This is a genomic window from Bradyrhizobium sp. USDA 4532 (assembly GCF_024171315.1).
Lineage (GTDB): Bacteria > Pseudomonadota > Alphaproteobacteria > Rhizobiales > Xanthobacteraceae > Bradyrhizobium > Bradyrhizobium australafricanum.
This window is the reverse complement of record NZ_JALJZN010000001.1, coordinates 1,451,008-1,469,353: the sequence shown is the minus strand read 5'-3', so window position 1 is coordinate 1,469,353 and position 18,346 is coordinate 1,451,008. Positions and strand designations below refer to the sequence as shown.

At 64.8% G+C, this 18,346-nt stretch carries 17 protein-coding genes and 1 tRNA gene; 9 read left to right on the top strand and 9 right to left on the bottom strand.

Annotation, left to right across the window (positions count from 1 at the left end; genetic code table 11):
• Positions 1-3: 3 nt before the first annotated feature.
• On the bottom strand, positions 4-558 hold the full coding sequence (locus J2R76_RS07110) for an SGNH/GDSL hydrolase family protein (RefSeq protein WP_253623885.1): 555 nt from the start codon (positions 556-558) through the stop codon (positions 4-6).
• A gap of 298 nt (positions 559-856) precedes the next feature.
• A tRNA-Ser gene (locus tag J2R76_RS07105) sits at positions 857-946 on the bottom strand.
• Positions 947-1,094: 148 nt separating this feature from the next.
• Here J2R76_RS07105 and J2R76_RS07100 point away from each other — a divergent pair.
• A complete protein-coding gene (locus J2R76_RS07100; protein ID WP_253625995.1) occupies positions 1,095-1,577 on the top strand; it encodes a low molecular weight phosphatase family protein in 483 nt (160 codons plus the stop codon).
• Here the strand turns inward: J2R76_RS07100 and J2R76_RS07095 are convergent.
• Complete coding sequence (locus tag J2R76_RS07095) at positions 1,531-1,965, bottom strand: NUDIX domain-containing protein (protein WP_253623884.1); 435 nt, start codon at positions 1,963-1,965, stop codon at positions 1,531-1,533. The two genes, J2R76_RS07100 and J2R76_RS07095, sit on opposite strands and share 47 nt — an antisense overlap.
• Positions 1,966-2,754: 789 nt before the next feature.
• On the opposite strand from J2R76_RS07095, the gene J2R76_RS07090 reads away from it, so the two are divergent.
• The gene (locus tag J2R76_RS07090) at positions 2,755-3,687 is read left to right on the top strand and encodes a septal ring lytic transglycosylase RlpA family protein (RefSeq protein ID WP_375166483.1); all 933 of its coding nucleotides are present in this window, start codon (positions 2,755-2,757) and stop codon (positions 3,685-3,687) included.
• A 33-nt stretch (positions 3,688-3,720) separates the two neighbouring features.
• On the opposite strand, the gene J2R76_RS07085 is transcribed toward J2R76_RS07090, so the two are convergent.
• Complete coding sequence (locus J2R76_RS07085; protein WP_253623882.1) at positions 3,721-4,656, bottom strand: alpha/beta fold hydrolase; 936 nt, start codon at positions 4,654-4,656, stop codon at positions 3,721-3,723.
• 162 nt (positions 4,657-4,818) lie between these two features.
• Between J2R76_RS07085 and J2R76_RS07080 the strand changes: the two genes are divergently transcribed.
• The 6 genes from J2R76_RS07080 (at position 4,819) to J2R76_RS07055 (ending at position 11,485) form a co-directional block, all read left to right on the top strand.
• Positions 4,819-6,072 carry a D-alanyl-D-alanine carboxypeptidase family protein gene (locus J2R76_RS07080; protein ID WP_253623881.1) on the top strand — a complete coding sequence of 418 codons (1,254 nt, stop codon included), beginning with the start codon at positions 4,819-4,821 and terminating at the stop codon, positions 6,070-6,072.
• Between the two features lies 1 nt (position 6,073).
• Positions 6,074-6,760: a dTMP kinase gene (gene tmk / locus J2R76_RS07075; protein ID WP_253623880.1), complete on the top strand. Its 687-nt coding sequence runs from the start codon at positions 6,074-6,076 to the stop codon at positions 6,758-6,760.
• Entirely contained in the window at positions 6,757-7,797 is a 1,041-nt protein-coding gene (locus J2R76_RS07070; RefSeq protein WP_057018662.1) for a DNA polymerase III subunit delta', read from the top strand. Before tmk ends, J2R76_RS07070 begins: the two co-directional genes overlap by 4 nt.
• A gap of 87 nt (positions 7,798-7,884) precedes the next feature.
• Positions 7,885-9,876 carry a methionine--tRNA ligase gene (metG, locus tag J2R76_RS07065; RefSeq protein WP_253623879.1) on the top strand — a complete coding sequence of 664 codons (1,992 nt, stop codon included), beginning with the start codon at positions 7,885-7,887 and terminating at the stop codon, positions 9,874-9,876.
• A 14-nt stretch (positions 9,877-9,890) separates the two neighbouring features.
• Positions 9,891-10,682, top strand: a complete 792-nt coding sequence (locus tag J2R76_RS07060; RefSeq protein WP_253625994.1) for a TatD family hydrolase — start codon at positions 9,891-9,893, stop codon at positions 10,680-10,682.
• Positions 10,679-11,485: an MBL fold metallo-hydrolase gene (locus J2R76_RS07055; RefSeq protein ID WP_057018661.1), complete on the top strand. Its 807-nt coding sequence runs from the start codon at positions 10,679-10,681 to the stop codon at positions 11,483-11,485. Before J2R76_RS07060 ends, J2R76_RS07055 begins: the two co-directional genes overlap by 4 nt.
• Positions 11,486-11,489: 4 nt before the next feature.
• Here the strand turns inward: J2R76_RS07055 and J2R76_RS07050 are convergent, their stop codons facing one another.
• The 5 genes from J2R76_RS07050 to J2R76_RS07030 form a co-directional block, all read right to left on the bottom strand.
• The gene (locus J2R76_RS07050) at positions 11,490-13,139 is read right to left on the bottom strand and encodes an acyl-CoA synthetase (RefSeq protein ID WP_253623878.1); all 1,650 of its coding nucleotides are present in this window, start codon (positions 13,137-13,139) and stop codon (positions 11,490-11,492) included.
• A 25-nt stretch (positions 13,140-13,164) separates the two neighbouring features.
• Complete coding sequence (locus J2R76_RS07045; RefSeq protein ID WP_253623877.1) at positions 13,165-15,051, bottom strand: TRAP transporter large permease subunit; 1,887 nt, start codon at positions 15,049-15,051, stop codon at positions 13,165-13,167.
• A 27-nt stretch (positions 15,052-15,078) separates the two neighbouring features.
• On the bottom strand, positions 15,079-16,098 hold the full coding sequence (locus J2R76_RS07040; protein ID WP_018271684.1) for a TRAP transporter substrate-binding protein: 1,020 nt from the start codon (positions 16,096-16,098) through the stop codon (positions 15,079-15,081).
• 569 nt (positions 16,099-16,667) lie between these two features.
• Positions 16,668-17,276, bottom strand: a complete 609-nt coding sequence (locus tag J2R76_RS07035) for a cysteine hydrolase family protein (RefSeq protein ID WP_082653898.1) — start codon at positions 17,274-17,276, stop codon at positions 16,668-16,670.
• A gap of 101 nt (positions 17,277-17,377) precedes the next feature.
• Positions 17,378-17,581, bottom strand: coding sequence for a CsbD family protein (locus J2R76_RS07030; protein ID WP_028331989.1), 204 nt, complete (start codon positions 17,579-17,581; stop codon positions 17,378-17,380).
• 238 nt (positions 17,582-17,819) lie between these two features.
• Between J2R76_RS07030 and J2R76_RS07025 the strand changes: the two genes are divergently transcribed.
• Entirely contained in the window at positions 17,820-18,308 is a 489-nt protein-coding gene (locus J2R76_RS07025; protein WP_028344048.1) for a ferritin-like domain-containing protein, read from the top strand.
• The last annotated feature ends 38 nt before the right edge of the window (positions 18,309-18,346 follow it).

The following is an 18,346-nucleotide window of genomic DNA, read 5'->3' as shown; positions in this document are numbered from 1 at the left end:
GCGTCACATCGTGCATTCCGCCGAGATCGCAGCCTCAAGTGCCGGCACCCAGGCCTTGTAGGCGGCCGCGGTGAAGTGAATGCCGTCGGCCATCTTCGCGCCCGGCGGCAGATGCGGGTCGATAAACCGAACACCACGCGCAACTGCGGCGGCTTCGATCGCCCGGTTGGTCGATTCGTCAGCTGCGACGGCGATGGTCACCAATGGCCGCGTCGAGAGCGACTTGACGGTCTCGATGAGGTTGGCGAAGTCGCGTTGCGCCGTTGGCGATCCGGCGTCGTTGGCGCCGACCGCGAGCACGAGCAAGAATGCGCCCTGGTCCTGCAGCACGCGCCCGGCGAGCTGCTTTGCCTCCGCGATGGTCTGACCGCCAACACCGGCATTGATGACCGGACGTCCGCAGAGCTGCCGGGGCAGCGGAGCCATTTCGGTGATGCTGTCGCCAAGCACGACGATCGGCGCCGGCGCGTCGGCGAGCGCAGCGCGTATCATGAATTCGCGCACCGCGGCATGATCGTGAAAGGCGTGCTGAGACACTTCGCCGAAACGGTTGCGCATCCTCTGCAGCTCCGCAAAGGAAGCGACAAAACCAATCAGAAAAGTAACGGCCAAAACCCAAGGTAGTGCGCGACGCATTGCTCCTCAGAGCTATCATCACGGCTCCAGCCCGAGCAATATTCGGAAACAACCGCACAACGCCGAAGCGATCACTTTCTGCGGATCACGTCCTGCGGGAGGTGGCTGGATACGGCGACGCGCAACCCGTTACCTCCGTTGCGGCCATTTGGTGGTTGGCTATCGCTGCCGCTTTGGTCTCAGCTCTGAGCCCGGCTGGACAGCGCCCAATTGAAAGCGGTGGCGGAAGGGGTGGGATTCGAACCCACGGTACCCTTGCGGGCACGCCGGTTTTCAAGACCGGTGCCTTAAACCACTCGGCCACCCTTCCGGATCAAGGATCAGGCCCTTAGCGTAGGGCGGCGCCGAACGCAACGCGAACTTGGCAGCGAAACCCGGGTGGGCCCGTCATTCGCCGGTCCGTGAACTCAAAGGGCCCACGCTTGCAACGCCGTTGACCGCGAGGGCCCACCTTGGCCATGATGAGGCCCATGAAGCGTGTCCTCTTTCTCTGCACCGGCAACTACTATCGCAGTCGATACGCAGAGGAACTGTTCAATCATCTTGCAAGAGCCGAACAACTGGCGTGGCGCGCATCCTCCAGAGGCGCGGCCGAGCGGGGATCGCCCGACAATGTCGGGCCGATGTCAGTCTTCACCGACGATCGTCTCCGCGCGAGCGGCATCGTTCCGGAAGGCGCAACGCGGTTTCCGCAGCCCTGTTCATTGGCCGACTTCGACGACGCCGACCTCGTGATCGCGCTCAAGGAGGCCGAGCACCGTCCGCTGATCGAGCGCCGGTTCCCGGAGGTCGCCGACAGGGTGACTTACTGGCACGTTGACGATATCGACTTTGCTCATCCGTCAGTCGCGTTGGCCATGATCGACGATCACATCCGCGCACTGGTTTCGGCGCTTAAGTCATCGGTTTGCGCTTCAGAAAGATCTCCAGCGCAAACGTAGCCGGGCGCGCGAGCATGTCGCTGATGCGTTCGAGATCGTCGATGGCGACGATCTCGATGCGGCCTTCGGTCACCGTCAATTGGTCGATGGGCACATCGCGCGCAAGGAACACCTCGCCGCGAAGCGTGCCGTTTGGCGTTGCATGATCGGGACCGGAATAGCGGCCGATCAACTCGAAACGCTCGGGCGGCAGGTAGTAGCCGATCTCCTCGTGGATCTCGCGAACGACGCATTCGAGGAAGGTCTCGGCGCCCTCCCGCCGTCCGCCAAACAGGCTGATCTTTCCGCGATCGGTAACATGCGGGAGGTCGTCGCGCAGTTGCATCAGCAGCCGGCCATCTGTGCTGACGAGAAGGGCGGACGTTCCCTCCCTGACACTGCCGGTCATCCGTACATCCTCTTCGGGAAACGGCGAGGATGCGTCACGAGTGGGGCGGGGAGAAGACAGCGCGTCTGCCGCAACCCGTTTGGCGGGGAATGAGTAGGGGTAACCGATGCCCGTCGAACGGGCGCCGGTAGAATCTCAAAAACGTTCAGCCGAAAGCGAACGCCAGCAGGCTCGAGCACAGCAGCACGAGGCTTGCTGCGGTCAGGGTCAGAAACCCGTCGGAGACCAAATCGTGATTACGCATGATACACCTGCCTTCAATCGATGCTCATCCGAATTGATTAAAGCTTTCCGAACACATTCACTCCTGGAAAGAGGTGACGCGTCTTTCCGCCTTCAACGGACTGTCAGGCCCGGTACCGATAGCCTTCCACGGCGTGCGCCAAGAAGATCGCCGCACTCACCAAGCCCATCACCGCTGTAACCGTCTCGATCATCGCAAACTTCCTTTGCGCCCCACACGGAGGAGAGAACGATTGCAGGCTTGCACAGTCAAAAAGATTCAATTGTTGGAATCCAAGATGCGCCCGGACTGATGATTTGCTGCAACAGTGTGTCTGATCGCGGGACAGGCGAGGGCGTTTGGCAGGGGCGAAGGTCAGTAGAACGACGGAGGCGGCGCAACAGACCATTCACCAAGACGCCACCGCCCGCCGGCTCTCCCCATTTCCGCCGTGTTCCGGTTGCGATATCGTCACGCTCTGGTGCGGAGGTGGGCCGCACAGCGACGGCAAACGACTTCGACGCCTCGGAGTAGGCGCACGTCCGGCAGAATGGTACTTGGGGCAGATGGGGATTAGACGGCCAGATTCGATGATCCGGACGGCGCGCGGCGCCGTTGCGGTGGCGACGTGCCTCGTCCTCGCCAATTGTGCCTCCTCGAACAAGTTCGCCAACCGGGTCGACCCCAAATACGGGGTGTCGTCGAGCCCGCGCGTGGTGGCGCTGGGTGATCCCGTGCCGAAAGGCGGCGGCACCTATCGCATCGGCAAGCCGTATGTTGTCGCCGGCCGCACCTATGTGCCGGAGGAGAACGAGAACTACCGCGCCGAGGGCATGGCGTCCTGGTACGGCGACGATTTCCATGGCCGCCTGACCGCCAATGGCGAGGTGTTCGACATGGGCTCGCTCACCGCCGCCCATCCGACGTTGCCGATGCCGAGCTACGCCCGCGTCACCAATCTGAGTAATGGCCGATCGCTCGTCGTCCGGGTCAATGACCGCGGCCCGTACCACGGCAATCGCCTCATAGACGTCTCGAACAAAGCCGCAGAACTGCTTGAATTCAAAGGCAATGGCGTGGCGCGCGTTCGCGTCGAATATGTCGGCCGGGCGCCGCTCGAGGGGTCCGACGACCGCCAGCTGATGGCGACCCTGCGCACCGGTACTCCAGCGCCGTCCCCGTCGATGGTCCGCGTCGCCTCCGCACGGCCGTTCGTGCCGGAGATGTCGTCCTCCTCGGGCCGGGTCCGTGGCGACGTTCCGTTGCCTGAGGGGCGGCCCTACAGCCTCGGCAACACCCAGGCCGACTACGCCTCGGTGAGCGCCACCTCGGAAATGTCGGCCTCGAGCCGGTCACACCGCCGCGCCCTGAACAATCCGCGCGAAGTCTCCTATGAGGGCGACGCGCGCTACGCCGCAAGCCCGAGCCCGGCGGCCGCCTATGTCCCGATCGACGCGCGCGGACCGGCCGAAGTCCTGAGCGGGCGCGGGCTCTACTGAGCCATGCGTTTACAGATCAGGCTGTTGGCCTGATCACTTCAGAAACGCGATCAGCGCCGCGTTGACCTCGTCGGGACGCTCCTGCTGGATCCAGTGGCCGGCGCCCTCGATGATCAGCTTCTGCTTGAGGTTCGGCAGCACGCGCTCCATGTCCGCGACCCGCTTGGCGCCGATCAGCCCGGTGATCACCGAATCATTCGAGCCGGCGATGAACAGCGACGGCTGATTGATCTGCGCGTCCTGCCAGGGCGCGGTCAGCTCCCAGTTGCGGTCGAGATTGCGGTACCAGTTGAGGCCGCCGCGGAAGCCGGAGTGCCGATAGCCTTCGGCGAATTCGGCAATGTCGGCCTCGGTCAGCCAGGCCGGCAATGGCATTCCGGCCGGCAGCTTGCCGAGGAAGCCCTTGGCCTCGTCGACGAACATCGAGCTTGGATCGGAGACGCCACGCCCGAGCACCAGGCGCATGGTGTGGGCGATGTCGCGCTCGAACTCGGCCTCGGCCACGCCGGGCGGCTGGAAGTACTGCCAATAGAAATTGGTGATGCCGCTGTCGCGCAGGGTCTCGAGCGGGCGACCGCGGCCGCGGAACGGCGGCGGCACGCTGAGGCCGGCGACTTTCGTGAAGATGTCGGGACGGAACAGGGCCGCGTGCCAGGCCACCGGCGCGCCCCAGTCATGGCCGACGATCATCGCGCGTGTCTCGCCGAGCGCGGCAACCAGCGCCACCATGTCTCCGACCGTATCGAAGATCGTGTAGGCGCCGACCTCGGCCGGCGCGCCGGTGCGGCCGAAGCCGCGCATGTCAGGCGCGACGACCCGAAAGCCTGCCGCGGCCAGCGCCGCGAGCTGGTGCCGCCATGAATAGGACAGTTCCGGCCAGCCATGGCAGAGCACGACCAGCGGGCCTTGCCCGGCCTCGCGCACGAACATGTCGATGCCGTTGGCGGAGATGGTGCGGGAGGATGACATTCGCGTTTCCGCCTTGTTTGCCGGTTCTGCTGACGTTAGCTGGTTCCAAGGATAGGGACGTTCAACGCAACCGGCAATCCGGCCGGCCGTGCACAAGCGCAGAAACCTCAGTTGTTTGCGATACTTCCAGCTGTTAGAACGCAGTCTCTCAGGACATCGCCGATGGCAGCCCAGACCGCAGTTCCCCGCACGTTGTCAGCTCGCGCCGGGCGTTGCTGGCGCGGCCTGGCCGCAGTCGCGCTGGCGATCGGTTTCGGCGGAATGGTCTATGCCGCCAACAACAGCGTCCAGGGCGCCAAGAAGGAAGAGGGCGGGTTCGACGGCGATGCGCCGACCGCGATCCTGGTGGAGGCCTCAAGCGGCAGCGTGCTGTTCGAGAAGAACGCCGACGAGCTCCGCGCGCCCTCCAGCATGATGAAGCTGATGACGGCCGAGGTGGTGTTCAACGCCATCAAGAAGGGCGACATCAAGCTCACGGACGAGTACCGGATCAGCGAGAACGCCTGGCGGCGGGGCGGGGCGCCGTCCGGCACCTCGACGATGTTCGCGGCAATCAACAGCAAGGTCTCGGTCGACGATCTCCTGCATGGCGCGATCATCCCGAGCGGCAATGATGCCTGCATCGCGCTCGCCGAAGGCATTGCCGGCAACGAGCATAGCTTTGCGACCGAATTCATGACCAAGCGCGCCCGCGAGCTCGGCATGACCAAGTCGACCTTCGGCAATTCCAACGGGCTGCCCGACCCGGCCAACAAGATGACGGTGCGGGAGCTCGCAACGCTGGCGCGCCACATCATCCTGACCTACCCGGACCGGTACAAGCTGTTCGGCGAGAAGGAATTCACCTGGAACAAGATCCGCCAGCAGAACCGCAATCCGCTGCTGAACGCGTTGCCCGGTGCCGACGGCCTGAAGACCGGCTACACCAAGGAAGGCGGCTACGGCATGGTCGGCTCGGCGGTGCAGAACGACACGCGGCTGATCGTCGTGGTCAATGGCCTCGAGGATTCCGAGGACCGCGCGACCGAAGCCAAGAAGATGCTGGAATGGGGGTTCCGCAGCTTCGAGACCCGGACCCTGATCGCGGCCAACCAGCCGGTCGGCTACGCACGGGTGTTCGGCGGCGAGAGCCGCTCGGTCAAGCTCGTCAGCCCCGATCCGATCAAGGTGATGGTGTCGAAGAACGGCAACGACAAGCTGCTCGCGCGCATCATCTATAGCGGCCCGGTCAAGGCGCCGATCACCGCCGGCCAGAAGATCGGGGTGGTGCGGGTGTGGCGCGGCGCCAATGTCGCAATGGAAGCTCCGGTCTTCGCAGCGGACGCGGTCGGCACCGGATCAACGATGCGTCGCGCGCTCGACGGCGCTCAGGAGTTGGTCATCGGCATGTTCCGCGCAGGGGTCGAGAAGCTCTGACATGGCGGAAGCAGCAGTCCAACGGCCGAGCTTGCGCGGTCGCTTCATCACCTTTGAGGGCGGCGAGGGGTCGGGCAAATCGACCCAGATCCGCAAGCTTGCCGAACGGCTCGATGCCGCCAAGCTGCGCGCGATCGTGACCCGCGAGCCCGGCGGCTCGCCGGGGGCGGAGATCATCCGTCACCTCGTGCTGTCGGGGATGGGCAAGCTGCTCGGGCCGGAGGCCGAGACGCTGCTGTTCGCCGCCGCGCGCGACGACCATGTCCGCACCGTGATCCTGCCGGCGCTCAACCAGGGCATCTGGGTGCTGTGCGATCGCTTCTTCGATTCCACGCGTGCCTATCAGGGCCAGCTCGGGCAGGTGTCGCCCGAACTGGTCAACGCCATGCAGCGCGTGACCATCGGTGATCTCAAGCCCGATCTGACCTTCATCCTCGATGTGCCGGTCGAGGTCGGACTGCAACGCGCCGCTGCGCGCCGCGGCGACGCCACCGCCGATCGCTTCGAAGCCGAAGGCATCAAGTTCCATCAGGATTTGCGTGACGCGTACCGCCGGATCGCGGCCGAAGATCCGGAGCGCTGCGTCCTGATCGACGCTACGGCCGATCCGGACACGGTCACGGCCAGGATATGGGCCGCGCTGCGCGAACATCTGCGCGCAACGCTTGTGGCGAACAGCATCGCATGAGCGCGCGCAAGGTCGAACAGGAGAGCGCCGCCCGCCATCCGCGCGAAACGCCGGATTTGTTTGGGCATCGCGAGGCGGAGACCGCGCTGCTCGATGCCTATCGCAGCGGGCGAATTCCGCACGCCTGGCTGATCGGCGGGGCGCAGGGCATCGGCAAGGCGACGCTGGCCTACCGCATGGCGCGGTTCGTGCTGGCGTTTCGCAATCCGAAATCGTCCCAGGTGCAGCAGGCGCCGACGCTGCGGGTCGATCCGGCCGACCCCGTGGCGCGGCAGGTCGCGGCAGGCGCTCATGGCGGGCTCCTTGTGCTCGAGCGCGGCCTCAACGATCGCGGCGTGATGCGCACCGTCATCACGGTCGACGAGACGCGCGAGACCATCTCGTTCTTCGGCTCGACCGCTGCGGTCGACGGCTGGCGCGTCTGCATCGTCGACACCGTCGACGAGCTCAATCCCAACGCCGCGAACGCGCTGCTGAAGATTCTCGAGGAGCCGCCCCAGCAATCGCTGTTCCTCCTGGTCAGCCACGCACCGTCACGGGTGCTGCCGACCATTCTGTCCCGCTGCCGCAAGTTGCTGCTGCGGCCGCTGGAGACGGACGATGTGGTGCGCGCGGCCGCGGCTGCAACCGATATCGAAGCCGACGATCCCGCGCTGGCGGAAGCCGCCGCAGCATCCGAAGGCAGCGTCGGGCGGGCGCTGTCGCTGCTCGGCGGCGATGCGCTGAAACTGCAGCAACGCACGGCCGCGCTGCTCGCGACGCTTCCGAGTGTCGATCCGCGTGAGCTGCATGCGCTGGGCGAAGCGCTCGGCACCAGCGACCGCGTCGCGCTCGCCGCCTTCATCGACGGCATCGATCGCTGGATGAGCGAGCGCATGCGCACGGGCGATGCCAATGCCAATCTGCCGCGCCTTGCACGGCTGGCGGAGGTATGGGAAAAGATCGTCCGCGCCGCGCGCGATACCGAAGCCTACAATCTGGAGCGCAAGCCGCTGGTTTTCTCGGTGTTTTCGATGCTCGCGGATGCGACCCGATAGACACCGCGTCTTAAACGCATCTGCTGAAAACACATCCGTCTGACAACACTCCCGACAATCTCGTTTCGATCTGCAAAGGATTCCGTGGTGGCGACCGCTAAGAAGAAATCGTCAAAAAAAGCCAAGAAGACGAAGAAGGCATCGCCCGCTCGCGCGACCAGCAAAGCAACGGCGAAGGCGCGCGCAGCCAAGAAGGCCGGGCGTGTCGCCAAGAAAGCGAAGAAGGCCGCCAAGTCCAAATCCAAGACCGGAGCCAAGGGCGCCAGGAAATCGGCGGCAAAGAAGGTCGTCAAAAAGGCCGTCAAGAAGGCTGCGAAGCAGACGGCCAAGAGCACGGCCAAGAAGGCTGCTGCGAAGGCCACCAAGGCTGCGCCGAAGAAAGCAGCCGCAGCCGCCGCACCGGCGGCAAAGAAGCCCGCTCTGCCGATGGCTCCCGTTACCGAGAAGGCGCCGAGACCGGCAAAGGTTCGCGCGCCGAAGCAGCCCAAACCCGCGGCGGTGGCTCCTGCGGCCGCTTCCGTTCCGGTGCCCGCCGCGGACCGCGGCAACGTCTTCTACATCACGACCGCGATCGCCTATCCGAACGGGCAGCCGCATATCGGCCACGCCTATGAGGCGATCGCGACCGACGCATTGGCGCGCTTCCAGCGGCTCGACGGCAAGGACGTATTCTTCCTGACCGGCACCGACGAGCACGGACAGAAGATGATCCAGACCGCGGCCGGCGAGGGCATGACGCCGTTCGATCTCGCGACCCGCAACGCCGCGCGGTTCAAGGAGATGGACGAGCGGCTCAACGTCTCGTTCGACCGCTTCATCCGCACCTCGGAGCCTGCTCACCACAAGTCGGTGCAAGAGATCTGGCGCCGCATGCAGGACAATGGCGACATCTATATCGACACCTATGCCGGCTGGTACTCGGTGCGCGACGAGGCCTATTACGCCGAGGAAGAGACCGTCGTCGGCGAGGACAATGTCCGCCGCGGCCCGCAGGGCACGCCGGTCGAATGGGTCGAGGAGAAGAGCTATTTCTTCAAGCTGTCGGCCTACCAGGACAAGCTGCTGCACCTTTATGAGAGTCAGCCCGATTTCATCGGCCCGGATTCGCGCCGCAACGAGGTGATGAGTTTCGTGCGCGGCGGGCTCAAGGACCTCTCGATCTCGCGCACCACGTTCGACTGGGGCGTCAAGGTCCCGGACGATCCCGAGCACGTGATGTATGTCTGGGTCGACGCGCTGACCAACTACATCACCGGCGTCGGCTATCCCGATGAGAACGACAAGCATTGGCGCTACTGGCCGGCCGACGTGCACATCATCGGCAAGGACATAATCCGCTTCCACGCCGTGTACTGGCCGGCCTTCCTGATGTCGGCAGGCATTCCCGTGCAGAAGCGGGTCTATGCACACGGCTTCCTGTTCAACAGGGGCGAGAAGATGTCGAAGTCGGTCGGCAACGTGGTCGACCCCTTCAATCTCGCCGAGCAGTACGGCGTCGACCAGATGCGCTACTTCTTTCTGCGCGAAGTGCCGTTCGGCCAGGACGGCAACTACAACCACGAGGCCATCGTCGCGCGTATCAACGCCGACCTCGCCAATGATTTCGGCAATCTGGCGCAGCGCTCGCTGTCGATGATCGCCAAACAACTCGGCGGCGTGCTGCCGGAGCCCGGCGAATTCAGCGACAACGACAAGGCGATTCTGGCGCAGGCCGACGCCATGCTGGAGACGTCGCGGACCGCGATGGCGACGCAGCAGATCCATCAATGGCTCAACACGGTCTGGGCCGTGGTCGCCGAGGCCAACCGCTATTTTGCCGGAGAGGCGCCGTGGGCGCTGGCGAAGACTGATCCCGCGCGCCAGAAGACGGTGCTGTATGTCACCGCCGAAGTCGTGCGCCAGATCGCGATCATGGCGCAGGCCGTGATGCCGGAGTCCTGCGGCAAGATGCTCGACAGCCTCGGTATCGCTGCTGACGCCCGCAGCTTTGCCGCGGTCGCCGAACGGATCAAGCCGGGTACGGTTTTGCCGGCGCCTGTCGGCGTCTTCCCGCGCTATGTGGAACCGAAGACCGAGTGAGCGGTTCGAAATTCATGCTGGTCGACAGTCATTGCCATCTCGATTTCCCTGATTTCGCCGACGATCTCGACGGGATCGTCGGGCGCGCCGAGGCGGCCGGCATTGGCCGCATGGTCACGATCTCGACCCGGGTGAGACGGCTCGGCGGTCTGCTCGCGATCACGGAGCGCTTTCCCGAGGTCTACTGCTCGGTCGGCACCCATCCGCATCATGCCGATGAAGAGGACGGCATCCCGGCCAGCGAACTGATCGAGCTGACGAAGCATCCGAAGGTCGTGGCGCTCGGCGAGGCGGGGCTCGACTATTTCTACGAGCACGGGTCGCGCGAGGCGCAGGAGCGCGGCTTTCGCGCGCACATCGCCGCGGCGCGCGAGACCGGCCTGCCGCTCGTCATCCATACCAGGGAGGCCGATGAGGATTGCGGCCGCATCCTGGAGGACGAGGTCGCGAAGGGCCCGTTCAAGGCGGTTCTGCATTGCTACACCGGCGGGCGCGAACTCGCGATGAAGGCGATCGCGCTTGGGCTGTCGATCTCGTTCACGGGCATCCTGACCTTCAAGAAGTCCGACGCGCTGCGGGCCCTGGCAGCCGAGCTGCCGGCCGACCGCATCATGGTCGAGACCGACGCGCCATATCTTGCGCCCGGCAAATTCCGCGGCAAGCGCAACGAGCCTTCCTATGTCGTCGAGGTCGCAAGGGTGCTCGCGGAAACCCGCGGCGTCTCCCTGGAGGAGATCTCGCGGCAGACCACCGAAAACTTTTTCCGGCTGTTCTCCAAGGTGCCGGCGCCGAAGGTTGCTGCATGACGCTGACACTGACCATTCTGGGCTGCGGCTCGTCCGCCGGCGTGCCGCGCCCGGCACTCGGCTGGGGCGCCTGCGACCCCAGCAATCCCAAGAACCGCCGCCGCCGCTGCTCGATCATGGCCGAGCGCACCATGGAGCACGGCACCACGCGGGTCGTGATCGACACTTCGCCCGATCTGCGCGAGCAGCTGATCGACAGCAATGTCGAGCACATCGACGCGGTGTTCCTGACGCATGAGCATGCCGACCAGACCCACGGCATCGACGATTTGCGCTCGGTCGTGCTGCATCAGCGCCGCCGCATCCCGGTCTACTTCAACCAGTCGACCGCCAAGGACATGATGGCGCGGTTCTCCTATTGCTTCATCTCGCCGGAAGGCAGCGACTATCCGCCGATCCTGACGCGGCATTCGATCGAGGCCGGCGAGAGCCATACGGTCCAGGGGAAGGGCGGTCCGCTGAAGCTCGCGGCCTTCCTGGTGCATCATGGCAAGATCCCGGCGCTCGGCTACCGCATCGGCGGCGCCGCCTACACGCCCGATCTGCACGACATCCCCCAGGAAAGCTGGCCGGCGCTCGAAGGTCTCGATCTCTGGATCGTCGACGGCTTGCGCTATGCGCAGCATCCCAGCCATTTCAGCGTTGCGGACGCGCTGTCGTGGATCGAGCGCTTCAAGCCGAAGCGCGCGGTCATCACCAACATGCATTCCGACCTCGACTACGAGGTGCTGCGGCAGAGTTTGCCGGCCGACGTCATCCCGGCCCATGACGGCATGCGGCTAACGCTCGACCGGGCAGGCTGAAGGCTCAGGCCGAGATCGCCTTGGCCGATCCGACCTGGTTGCGCAGCAGGAATTTCTGGATCTTGCCGGTCGAGGTCTTCGGGATCACGCCGAACACCACGGATTTCGGCGTCTTGAAACCCGACATGTGCTCGCGGCAATAGGCGATGATCTCGGCCTCGGTCGCCTTGGCGCCGTCCTTCAGCTCGATGAAGGCGCAGGGCACTTCACCCCATTTCGGGTCGGGCTTGGCCACGACTGCCGCAAACAGCACGGCCGGGTGCTTGTAGAGGATGTCCTCGACCTCGACGGAGGAGACGTTCTCGCCGCCGGAGATGATGATGTCCTTGGAGCGGTCCTTGATGATGACATAGCCGTGCTCGTCGAGCACGCCGAGATCGCCGGTGTGAAACCAGCCGCCGGCAAAGGCTTCCTGCGTCGCCGTCGCGTTCTTCAGGTAACCCTTCATCACGATGTTGCCGCGGAACATGACCTCGCCGATGGTCTCGCCGTCGCGCGGCACCTCGCGCATGGTCTCGGGATCGAGCACCGTGACGCCTTCCTGCAGCGGATAGGACACGCCCTGGCGCCGCTTCAGCTGCGCGCGCGCATCAGCCGACAGCTCGTCCCAGCCCGGCTGCTCGGCGCAGACGGAGGCGGGGCCATAGACCTCGGTCAGCCCGTAGACGTGGGTCAGCTTGATGCCGATGCGCTCGCCACCCTCGAGCACCGCAACCGGCGGCGCCGCGCCGGCGATCAGGCCGGAGACGGGCTTTGCCTTGCCACCCTTTGGCGCATCGGGCGCGTTGATCAGCGTGTTGTAGACGATCGGCGCGCCGCACATGTGGGTGACGCCGTGCCTCGGGATCAGTTCGAAGATCTTGGCCGGGTCGACCTTGCGCAGGCAGACATTGACGCCGGCGGCCGCCGCGATCGTCCAGGGGAAGCACCAGCCGTTGCAATGAAACATCGGCAGCGTCCAGAGATAGACCGGATGCTGACCGAGATTGCCGGCGAGGATGTTGCTGACGGCGTTGAGATAGGCGCCGCGGTGATGCGTCACGACGCCCTTGGGATTGCCCGTCGTGCCCGACGTATAGCTCAGCGCGATCGCGTCCCATTCGTCGGCCGGCGGCCGTTCCACGAAGCCGGGATCGCCCGCCGCGACGGCAGCCTCATACTCGATCTCGCCGATCCGCTTGCCGCCGCCAAAGGCCGCGTCATCGACGTCGATCACGAACGGCTTTGCGCCCTTCATCAGGGTCAGGGCCTCCGCGATCACGCCGGAGAATTCGGGATCGACCAGAATGATCTTTGCGCCGCCATGCTCGAGCTGGAACGCGATCGATGCCGCGTCGAGGCGGATGTTGAGCGCGTTGAGCACCGCGCCGGTCATCGGCACCGCGAAGTGCAATTCGTTCATCGCCGGGATGTTCGGCAGCATCGCCGCGACCGTGTCGCCATGGCCGATGCCACGGCCCGCGAGATAGGACGCAAAGCGCCTGCAGCGCTCGTAGGTCTCTTTCCAGGTGAAGCTGCGGCCCTCATAGACCGCGCTGAGATGGTCGGGATAGACGGCGGCCGAGCGCGCCAGGAAGCTCAGCGGCGAGAGCGGCACGTAGTTGGCCGGCGTCTTGTCCAACCCGATCGAGTACTGGTTCTGAGCTGCACTCATGGCTCTATCCCATCCGCAAGGTGCTTTACAGGAAACCGATCGATATCCAGGGGAAGATGGCGACGATGATCAGGCCGATCAACAGCGCCAGCATGTAACCCCAGATCGGCCGGATACCCTCGGCCGGATCGACGCGCCCGATGGCGCAGGCGGCATAATAGCCGACCCCGAACGGCGGCGCGAACAGCCCGATGCCCATCGCCAGGATGATGATCATGGCGTAGTGCACCTCGTGGACGCCGACCTGGTGCGCAATCGGAAACAGCAGCGGCCCGAACAGCACGATCGCCGGGATGCCCTCGAGCACGCTGCCGAGGATCACGAAGGCCAGGATCGAGACCGCAATGAAGGTCGCTGAACCGCCCGGCAGCCCGGTCATCGCCGCCGCCAGCGCCCGCGAGAAGCCGGACTGGGTCAGGCCCCAGGCCATGCCGGTCGCGGTACCGATGATGAACAGGATCGCCCCCGACAGGCATGCCGTGTCGATCAGCATCGGCAACAGACGTCGCCAGTTGAACTGGCGGTAGATCAAGAGGCCGATGACGAAGGCGTAGACGATGCCGATGGTCGAGACTTCGGTGGCGGTGGCGATGCCTTCGACCACGGCGTAGCGGATCACGAAGGGCAGGGCCAATGCGGGCAGGGCGAACACGAACGCCTTGCCGATCTCGCTGCCGGTGGCGCGCTGGACGTGGCTGCGGTCTTCGCCGCGGTAGCGCCACCACACCAGCCCCGACAGCGTGATCGCCAGCACCACGCCGGGCAGCAGGCCGCCGGTGAACAGCGCCGAGATCGAGACGCCGGTCACCGAGCCGATCGTGATCAGCACGAGGCTCGGCGGAATGGTTTCGGTCTGCGCGCCGGTGGCGGCGAGCAGGGCGACCAGATCACCCGGCTTGGCGCCGCGCTGCTTCATTTCCGGGAACAGCACGGGCGCGACCGCGGCCATGTCGGCCGCCTTCGATCCGGAGATGCCGGAGACCAGATACATGGCGCCGACCAGCACGTAATGCAGGCCGCCGCGGACATGGCCGAGCAGGCTCGCCAGGAACGCCACCATGGCCCGCGCCATGCCGGTCATCTCGATCAGGAGACCGAGGAAGACGAACAGCGGCACCGACAGCAGGATCAAATGGCTCATGCCCTCATCCATCCGGCCGACCAGCACCATCAGCGGCGTTCGGGTCGTCAGCGCCAGATAGCCGAAGATCGCCATGCCGAAGGCAAAGCCGATCGGCACGCCGGCGAACACGCAGAAGCCGACCACGCCGACGAAGAAGATGATCAGGTTGAGATTGCCGAGCGGCCGCAGCATCGGCTGTGCCAGCCAGAACAGCCCGATCAGCGCAGCTACGGTCAGCGCGGCCAGCAGGAAGGTCCTGAAATCGCCGACCCGCGCCAGCCGCAGCAGCGCGAACAGCGCCATCAGGCAGGTGCCGACCGGCAGCGCCGCCGCGCGCCAGGTGTTGGATATCTGCAGCGCCGGCGTGGTGATGAAGCTTTCCTCGTAGGCATATTCATAGGCCGGCCGCACGATCAGGATCAGGAACGCCAGCGCGGCGCAGGTCGCGATCACATCGAGATAGGCCCAGAGCCGCGGTCCCGCGCTTGCGACCAGCGCCGTCATCCGCATGTGCTCGCCGCGGCGGAACGCAACCGCCGATCCCAGCATCGCGAGCCACAGGAACAGGATCGACGCCAGTTCGTCGGACCAGATCAGCGGCGCATGGAGCACGTAGCGCGACACCACGCCGGCGAACAGGATCACGACCTCGGCGACGACAAGGATCGCCGCCGGGATTTCCACCAGCATTCCGAGCGCCGCGTCGATGGAACCGAGAACGGAGCGGCGGCGAGGGGGCTGCGACGCCGCCTCGCCGGCCACGGCCGGCGTCATCTCGACATGAGCCATGGCAAACCTCCCGCTTGATTTGATCGATCAGGACAGTTTGCCGACGGACTTCTCGAGCAGATCCCAGGCCTTCTCGCCGTACTTGCCCTTCCACTCGGCGTAGAAGCCGGCGGCGCGGAGCTTGTCGCGGAACGGCCCGACCTCGGGCTGGTTGAACACGAGCCCCTTGCCCGTGAGCTCCTGCTTCACGGTGGCGTTCAGCTTCTCGGTGTCCTCACGCTCCTTGACGGCCGCCGCGTTGACGTTCTTGGCGACGATGGTCTTGATATCGTCCGGCAGCGCCGCCCAGGCCCGGCGGTTCATCAGGAACCAGAAGCCGTCCCACATGTGGTTGGTCATCGAGCAGTATTTCTGCACCTCGTAGAGCTTCGCCGCCGAGATCAACGCCAGCGGGTTTTCCTGGCCTTCGACGATCTTGGTCTGCAGCGCCGAATAGACCTCGCTGAAATTGATCGAGGCGGGCGATGCATCGAACGCCTTGAACATCGAGGTCCACAGCGGCGACACCGGCACGCGGATCTTGAAGCCCTTGAGGTCGTCGGGACCGGTGATCGGCTTGGTCGACGATGTGGTCTGCCGGAAGCCGTTGTCCCAGATCTTCTCCATGACCTCGAGGCCGGCCTTGTTGATCTCGCCGCGCACATAGGCGCCGAGCTCGCCGTCCATGGCCTTCCAGACCGTGGGATAGTCCGGGAATGCGAAGCCGATGCCGTTGATCGAGGCGGCCGGCACCAGGGTTGCCAGGATCAGGCCGGACAGCGTGAAGAACTCGACGCCGCCGGAGCGCACCTGGCTCAGCATGTCGGTATCGGAACCGAGCTGGCTGTTCGGGAACACCTGCAGGTCGAAACGGCCGTTGGTCTCGGTCTTGATCGCCGCGGCCATCTCCCGGGCGCGCGCCACGAACGGATGCGACTCCGGCAGGTTGTTGGCGAACTTGTAAGAGAACTCGGCCGACTGGGCGCGCGCGACATAGGGCGCGCCGATCCCGCCGAGGACGGCGGAAGCGGCGGAAACCTTCAGCAGCGTGCGTCGTGAAAAACTCATTGGTTGCTCCCTCAAGAGGCTTGTTGTTGTTCTGAGATGCCATCCTATACGGACCTGATGCCGCGGGGTCACCAGCGATCTCTGCACAGCTGGGGCTTATTGCAGCGTCCGTACGCGGCGGCAATATCGGCTTTCAGACGAGATGCGCGCGCGTGCATCGCTGCGGCACCAGCACCGGCTAGGCGACAGTTCGGGACACACCGCCACGCGCGCCAACTTGCGGACCAGTGCGAAGATTTCCCACTAAATATCTGATCTAATTGTAGATATAAATATTCCATAATATACCTTATGCGAATTACGGATGCGGGCCCAGCCACGATCGCCGGCAGCTATCCCGTTGCTCCGCTCACCTTCGCCGCGACGCCGAGAATCAGGAACCTTGGCTCCGTCTGACAGATCGACGGCCCAGTCCTACCTTCCAGCGGTTGAGCGATGAGCCGTATCAGCCAGGCACGCCTGCCTCGCAGTTACGCATCGCCAGCGTCAGCTCAGCCCCAGGAAGCAGGTATTGCCACCCCTGCTCCGATTGCCCTGCTACCGGTACCTCGTTTCGGCCCGTTGTCGCTTCAGTCGTCGAGGGTCCACATCCGGAGGATATCGGCCGTGGATGCCACCTCGATCTGGATGCTGAAGCGTTCGGCATAGAGCTGCAGCAGCGCGTCATGGCTTTGATCGGAAGAGCTGCACAGGGCGTCCTCGGCCACGATCACCCGGTAGCCGATATCGATCGCGGCCAGCACGGTGGCGAGCACGCACACGTCGGTCTCGCCGCCCGACACGATCACCGTATCGATCCCATGCGCATCCAGATGAGCTTGCAGGCGCCCGTTGCCGAACGCGTTGTAGATCGGCCGGTCGATGATGGCGGCCGGCGGCACACAGGCGGCGAGCGCCGGCACGAGCTCGATCAACTCCGGATCGAGCCGCTCGCGGGTCACGCATTCCCATTTCTCATAATAAGCCCGCCAAATCCCTCGCGCGTCGTGCTTCGAGCGCGGCGGAATGAAGCGGGTGAACACGGTACGTTCAGGCGCATGCCGCGCCAGCTCGATGATGCGCGGCAGCACGCGGTCCATCCAGGGCGTCGCCCAGGGCGCTCCGGGCTCGAACAGCCGCTGCATATCGATGCAAAGGTGCGCCGCGCGCGGACCTGGCGGGCTCAAAAGCTGTCCCATCGCTCACTCCTGCGCGCGCCGACCGGATGCCGTCACACGCAAGCTCAGCCGCCCAGGCCGCGAAAGGCCCCGCCGAAGCGGGGCCCGGAACGCGGTCCCGTTCACCATTTCTGGCGGCCGTACCAGTCGTTCACTTCCTTGGCGGCTTGATCCTTGGCATAGCCGTAGCGCTGCTGCAGACGGCCCTCGAGCTGGTCCTGCTTGCCGTCGATCACATCGAGATCGTCATCGGTGAGCTTGCCCCACTGCTCCTTGACCTTGCCCTTGACCTGCTTCCAGTTGCCTTCGACACGATTCCAATCCATTGCGGTTCTCCCTTGAACGATGAGACCGACCAACGGGCCGGCCGAGGCTTCGTTCCGAAGGCACGTTGCGGCAAGACTTCGCAATCCAGACTTCGCAATCCGACCAAGCTCCATCGTGACCCGCTCGAATGTGCGACGGCCGACGAGGCGCTTTGCCACGCATCGATCAAGGATAGGAACTTGCTTTCCGCACTCGTGTTGGCACTCCGGACTATTCACCCAACACACGGAGCGACCAATGCCGGACAAGGATCTCAGCGCCCTCTTCCTCGATACCCTCAAGGACATTTATTACGCGGAAAAGCAGATACTGAAGGCGTTGCCGCGGATGGCCAAGGCCGCCGAGTCCGACGATCTGCGTGCGGCGTTCGAGAAGCATCATGACGAGACCGAAGGACAGATCGAGCGGCTCGAGCAGATCTTCGACCTGATGGGCAAGCCGGCGCGCGGCAAGAAGTGCGACGCCATCGAGGGGATCATCGACGAGGGTAAGGAGATCATGGAGGAGTATGCCGACACGCCGGCGCTCGACGCCGGCCTGCTCTCGGCAGCCCAGGCGGTCGAACATTACGAGATCGCCCGCTACGGCACCTTGAAGGCTTGGGCCAACCGGCTCAGCATGAAGGATGCGGTCAAGCTCATCGACCAGACCCTGGCCGAGGAAAAGAAGACGGATGAAGCGCTCACCAAGCTTGCCGTCAGCGGCATCAACGCCGAAGCCGCCTGACGAGACGCGCGATGAAGCGACGTCCGCTTTGTACACAT

What these genes read in the sequence shown, in the direction of transcription:
- J2R76_RS07045 (WP_253623877.1), bottom strand. Translation starts at nt 15,051, where the DNA reads ATGGCTCATGTCGAGATGACGCCGGCCGTGGCCGGCGAGGCGGCGTCG.
- J2R76_RS07060 (WP_253625994.1), top strand. Translation starts at nt 9,891, where the DNA reads ATGCTGGTCGACAGTCATTGCCATCTCGATTTCCCTGATTTCGCCGAC.
- J2R76_RS07110 (WP_253623885.1), bottom strand. Translation starts at nt 558, where the DNA reads ATGCGCAACCGTTTCGGCGAAGTGTCTCAGCACGCCTTTCACGATCAT.
- J2R76_RS07090 (WP_375166483.1), top strand. Translation starts at nt 2,755, where the DNA reads ATGGGGATTAGACGGCCAGATTCGATGATCCGGACGGCGCGCGGCGCC.
- J2R76_RS07070 (WP_057018662.1), top strand. Translation starts at nt 6,757, where the DNA reads ATGAGCGCGCGCAAGGTCGAACAGGAGAGCGCCGCCCGCCATCCGCGC.
- J2R76_RS07100 (WP_253625995.1), top strand. Translation starts at nt 1,095, where the DNA reads ATGATGAGGCCCATGAAGCGTGTCCTCTTTCTCTGCACCGGCAACTAC.
- J2R76_RS07055 (WP_057018661.1), top strand. Translation starts at nt 10,679, where the DNA reads ATGACGCTGACACTGACCATTCTGGGCTGCGGCTCGTCCGCCGGCGTG.
- J2R76_RS07030 (WP_028331989.1), bottom strand. Translation starts at nt 17,581, where the DNA reads ATGGATTGGAATCGTGTCGAAGGCAACTGGAAGCAGGTCAAGGGCAAG.
- tmk (WP_253623880.1), top strand. Translation starts at nt 6,074, where the DNA reads ATGGCGGAAGCAGCAGTCCAACGGCCGAGCTTGCGCGGTCGCTTCATC.
- J2R76_RS07095 (WP_253623884.1), bottom strand. Translation starts at nt 1,965, where the DNA reads ATGACCGGCAGTGTCAGGGAGGGAACGTCCGCCCTTCTCGTCAGCACA.
- J2R76_RS07025 (WP_028344048.1), top strand. Translation starts at nt 17,820, where the DNA reads ATGCCGGACAAGGATCTCAGCGCCCTCTTCCTCGATACCCTCAAGGAC.
- J2R76_RS07040 (WP_018271684.1), bottom strand. Translation starts at nt 16,098, where the DNA reads ATGAGTTTTTCACGACGCACGCTGCTGAAGGTTTCCGCCGCTTCCGCC.
- J2R76_RS07085 (WP_253623882.1), bottom strand. Translation starts at nt 4,656, where the DNA reads ATGTCATCCTCCCGCACCATCTCCGCCAACGGCATCGACATGTTCGTG.
- J2R76_RS07080 (WP_253623881.1), top strand. Translation starts at nt 4,819, where the DNA reads ATGGCAGCCCAGACCGCAGTTCCCCGCACGTTGTCAGCTCGCGCCGGG.
- J2R76_RS07035 (WP_082653898.1), bottom strand. Translation starts at nt 17,276, where the DNA reads ATGGGACAGCTTTTGAGCCCGCCAGGTCCGCGCGCGGCGCACCTTTGC.
- J2R76_RS07050 (WP_253623878.1), bottom strand. Translation starts at nt 13,139, where the DNA reads ATGAGTGCAGCTCAGAACCAGTACTCGATCGGGTTGGACAAGACGCCG.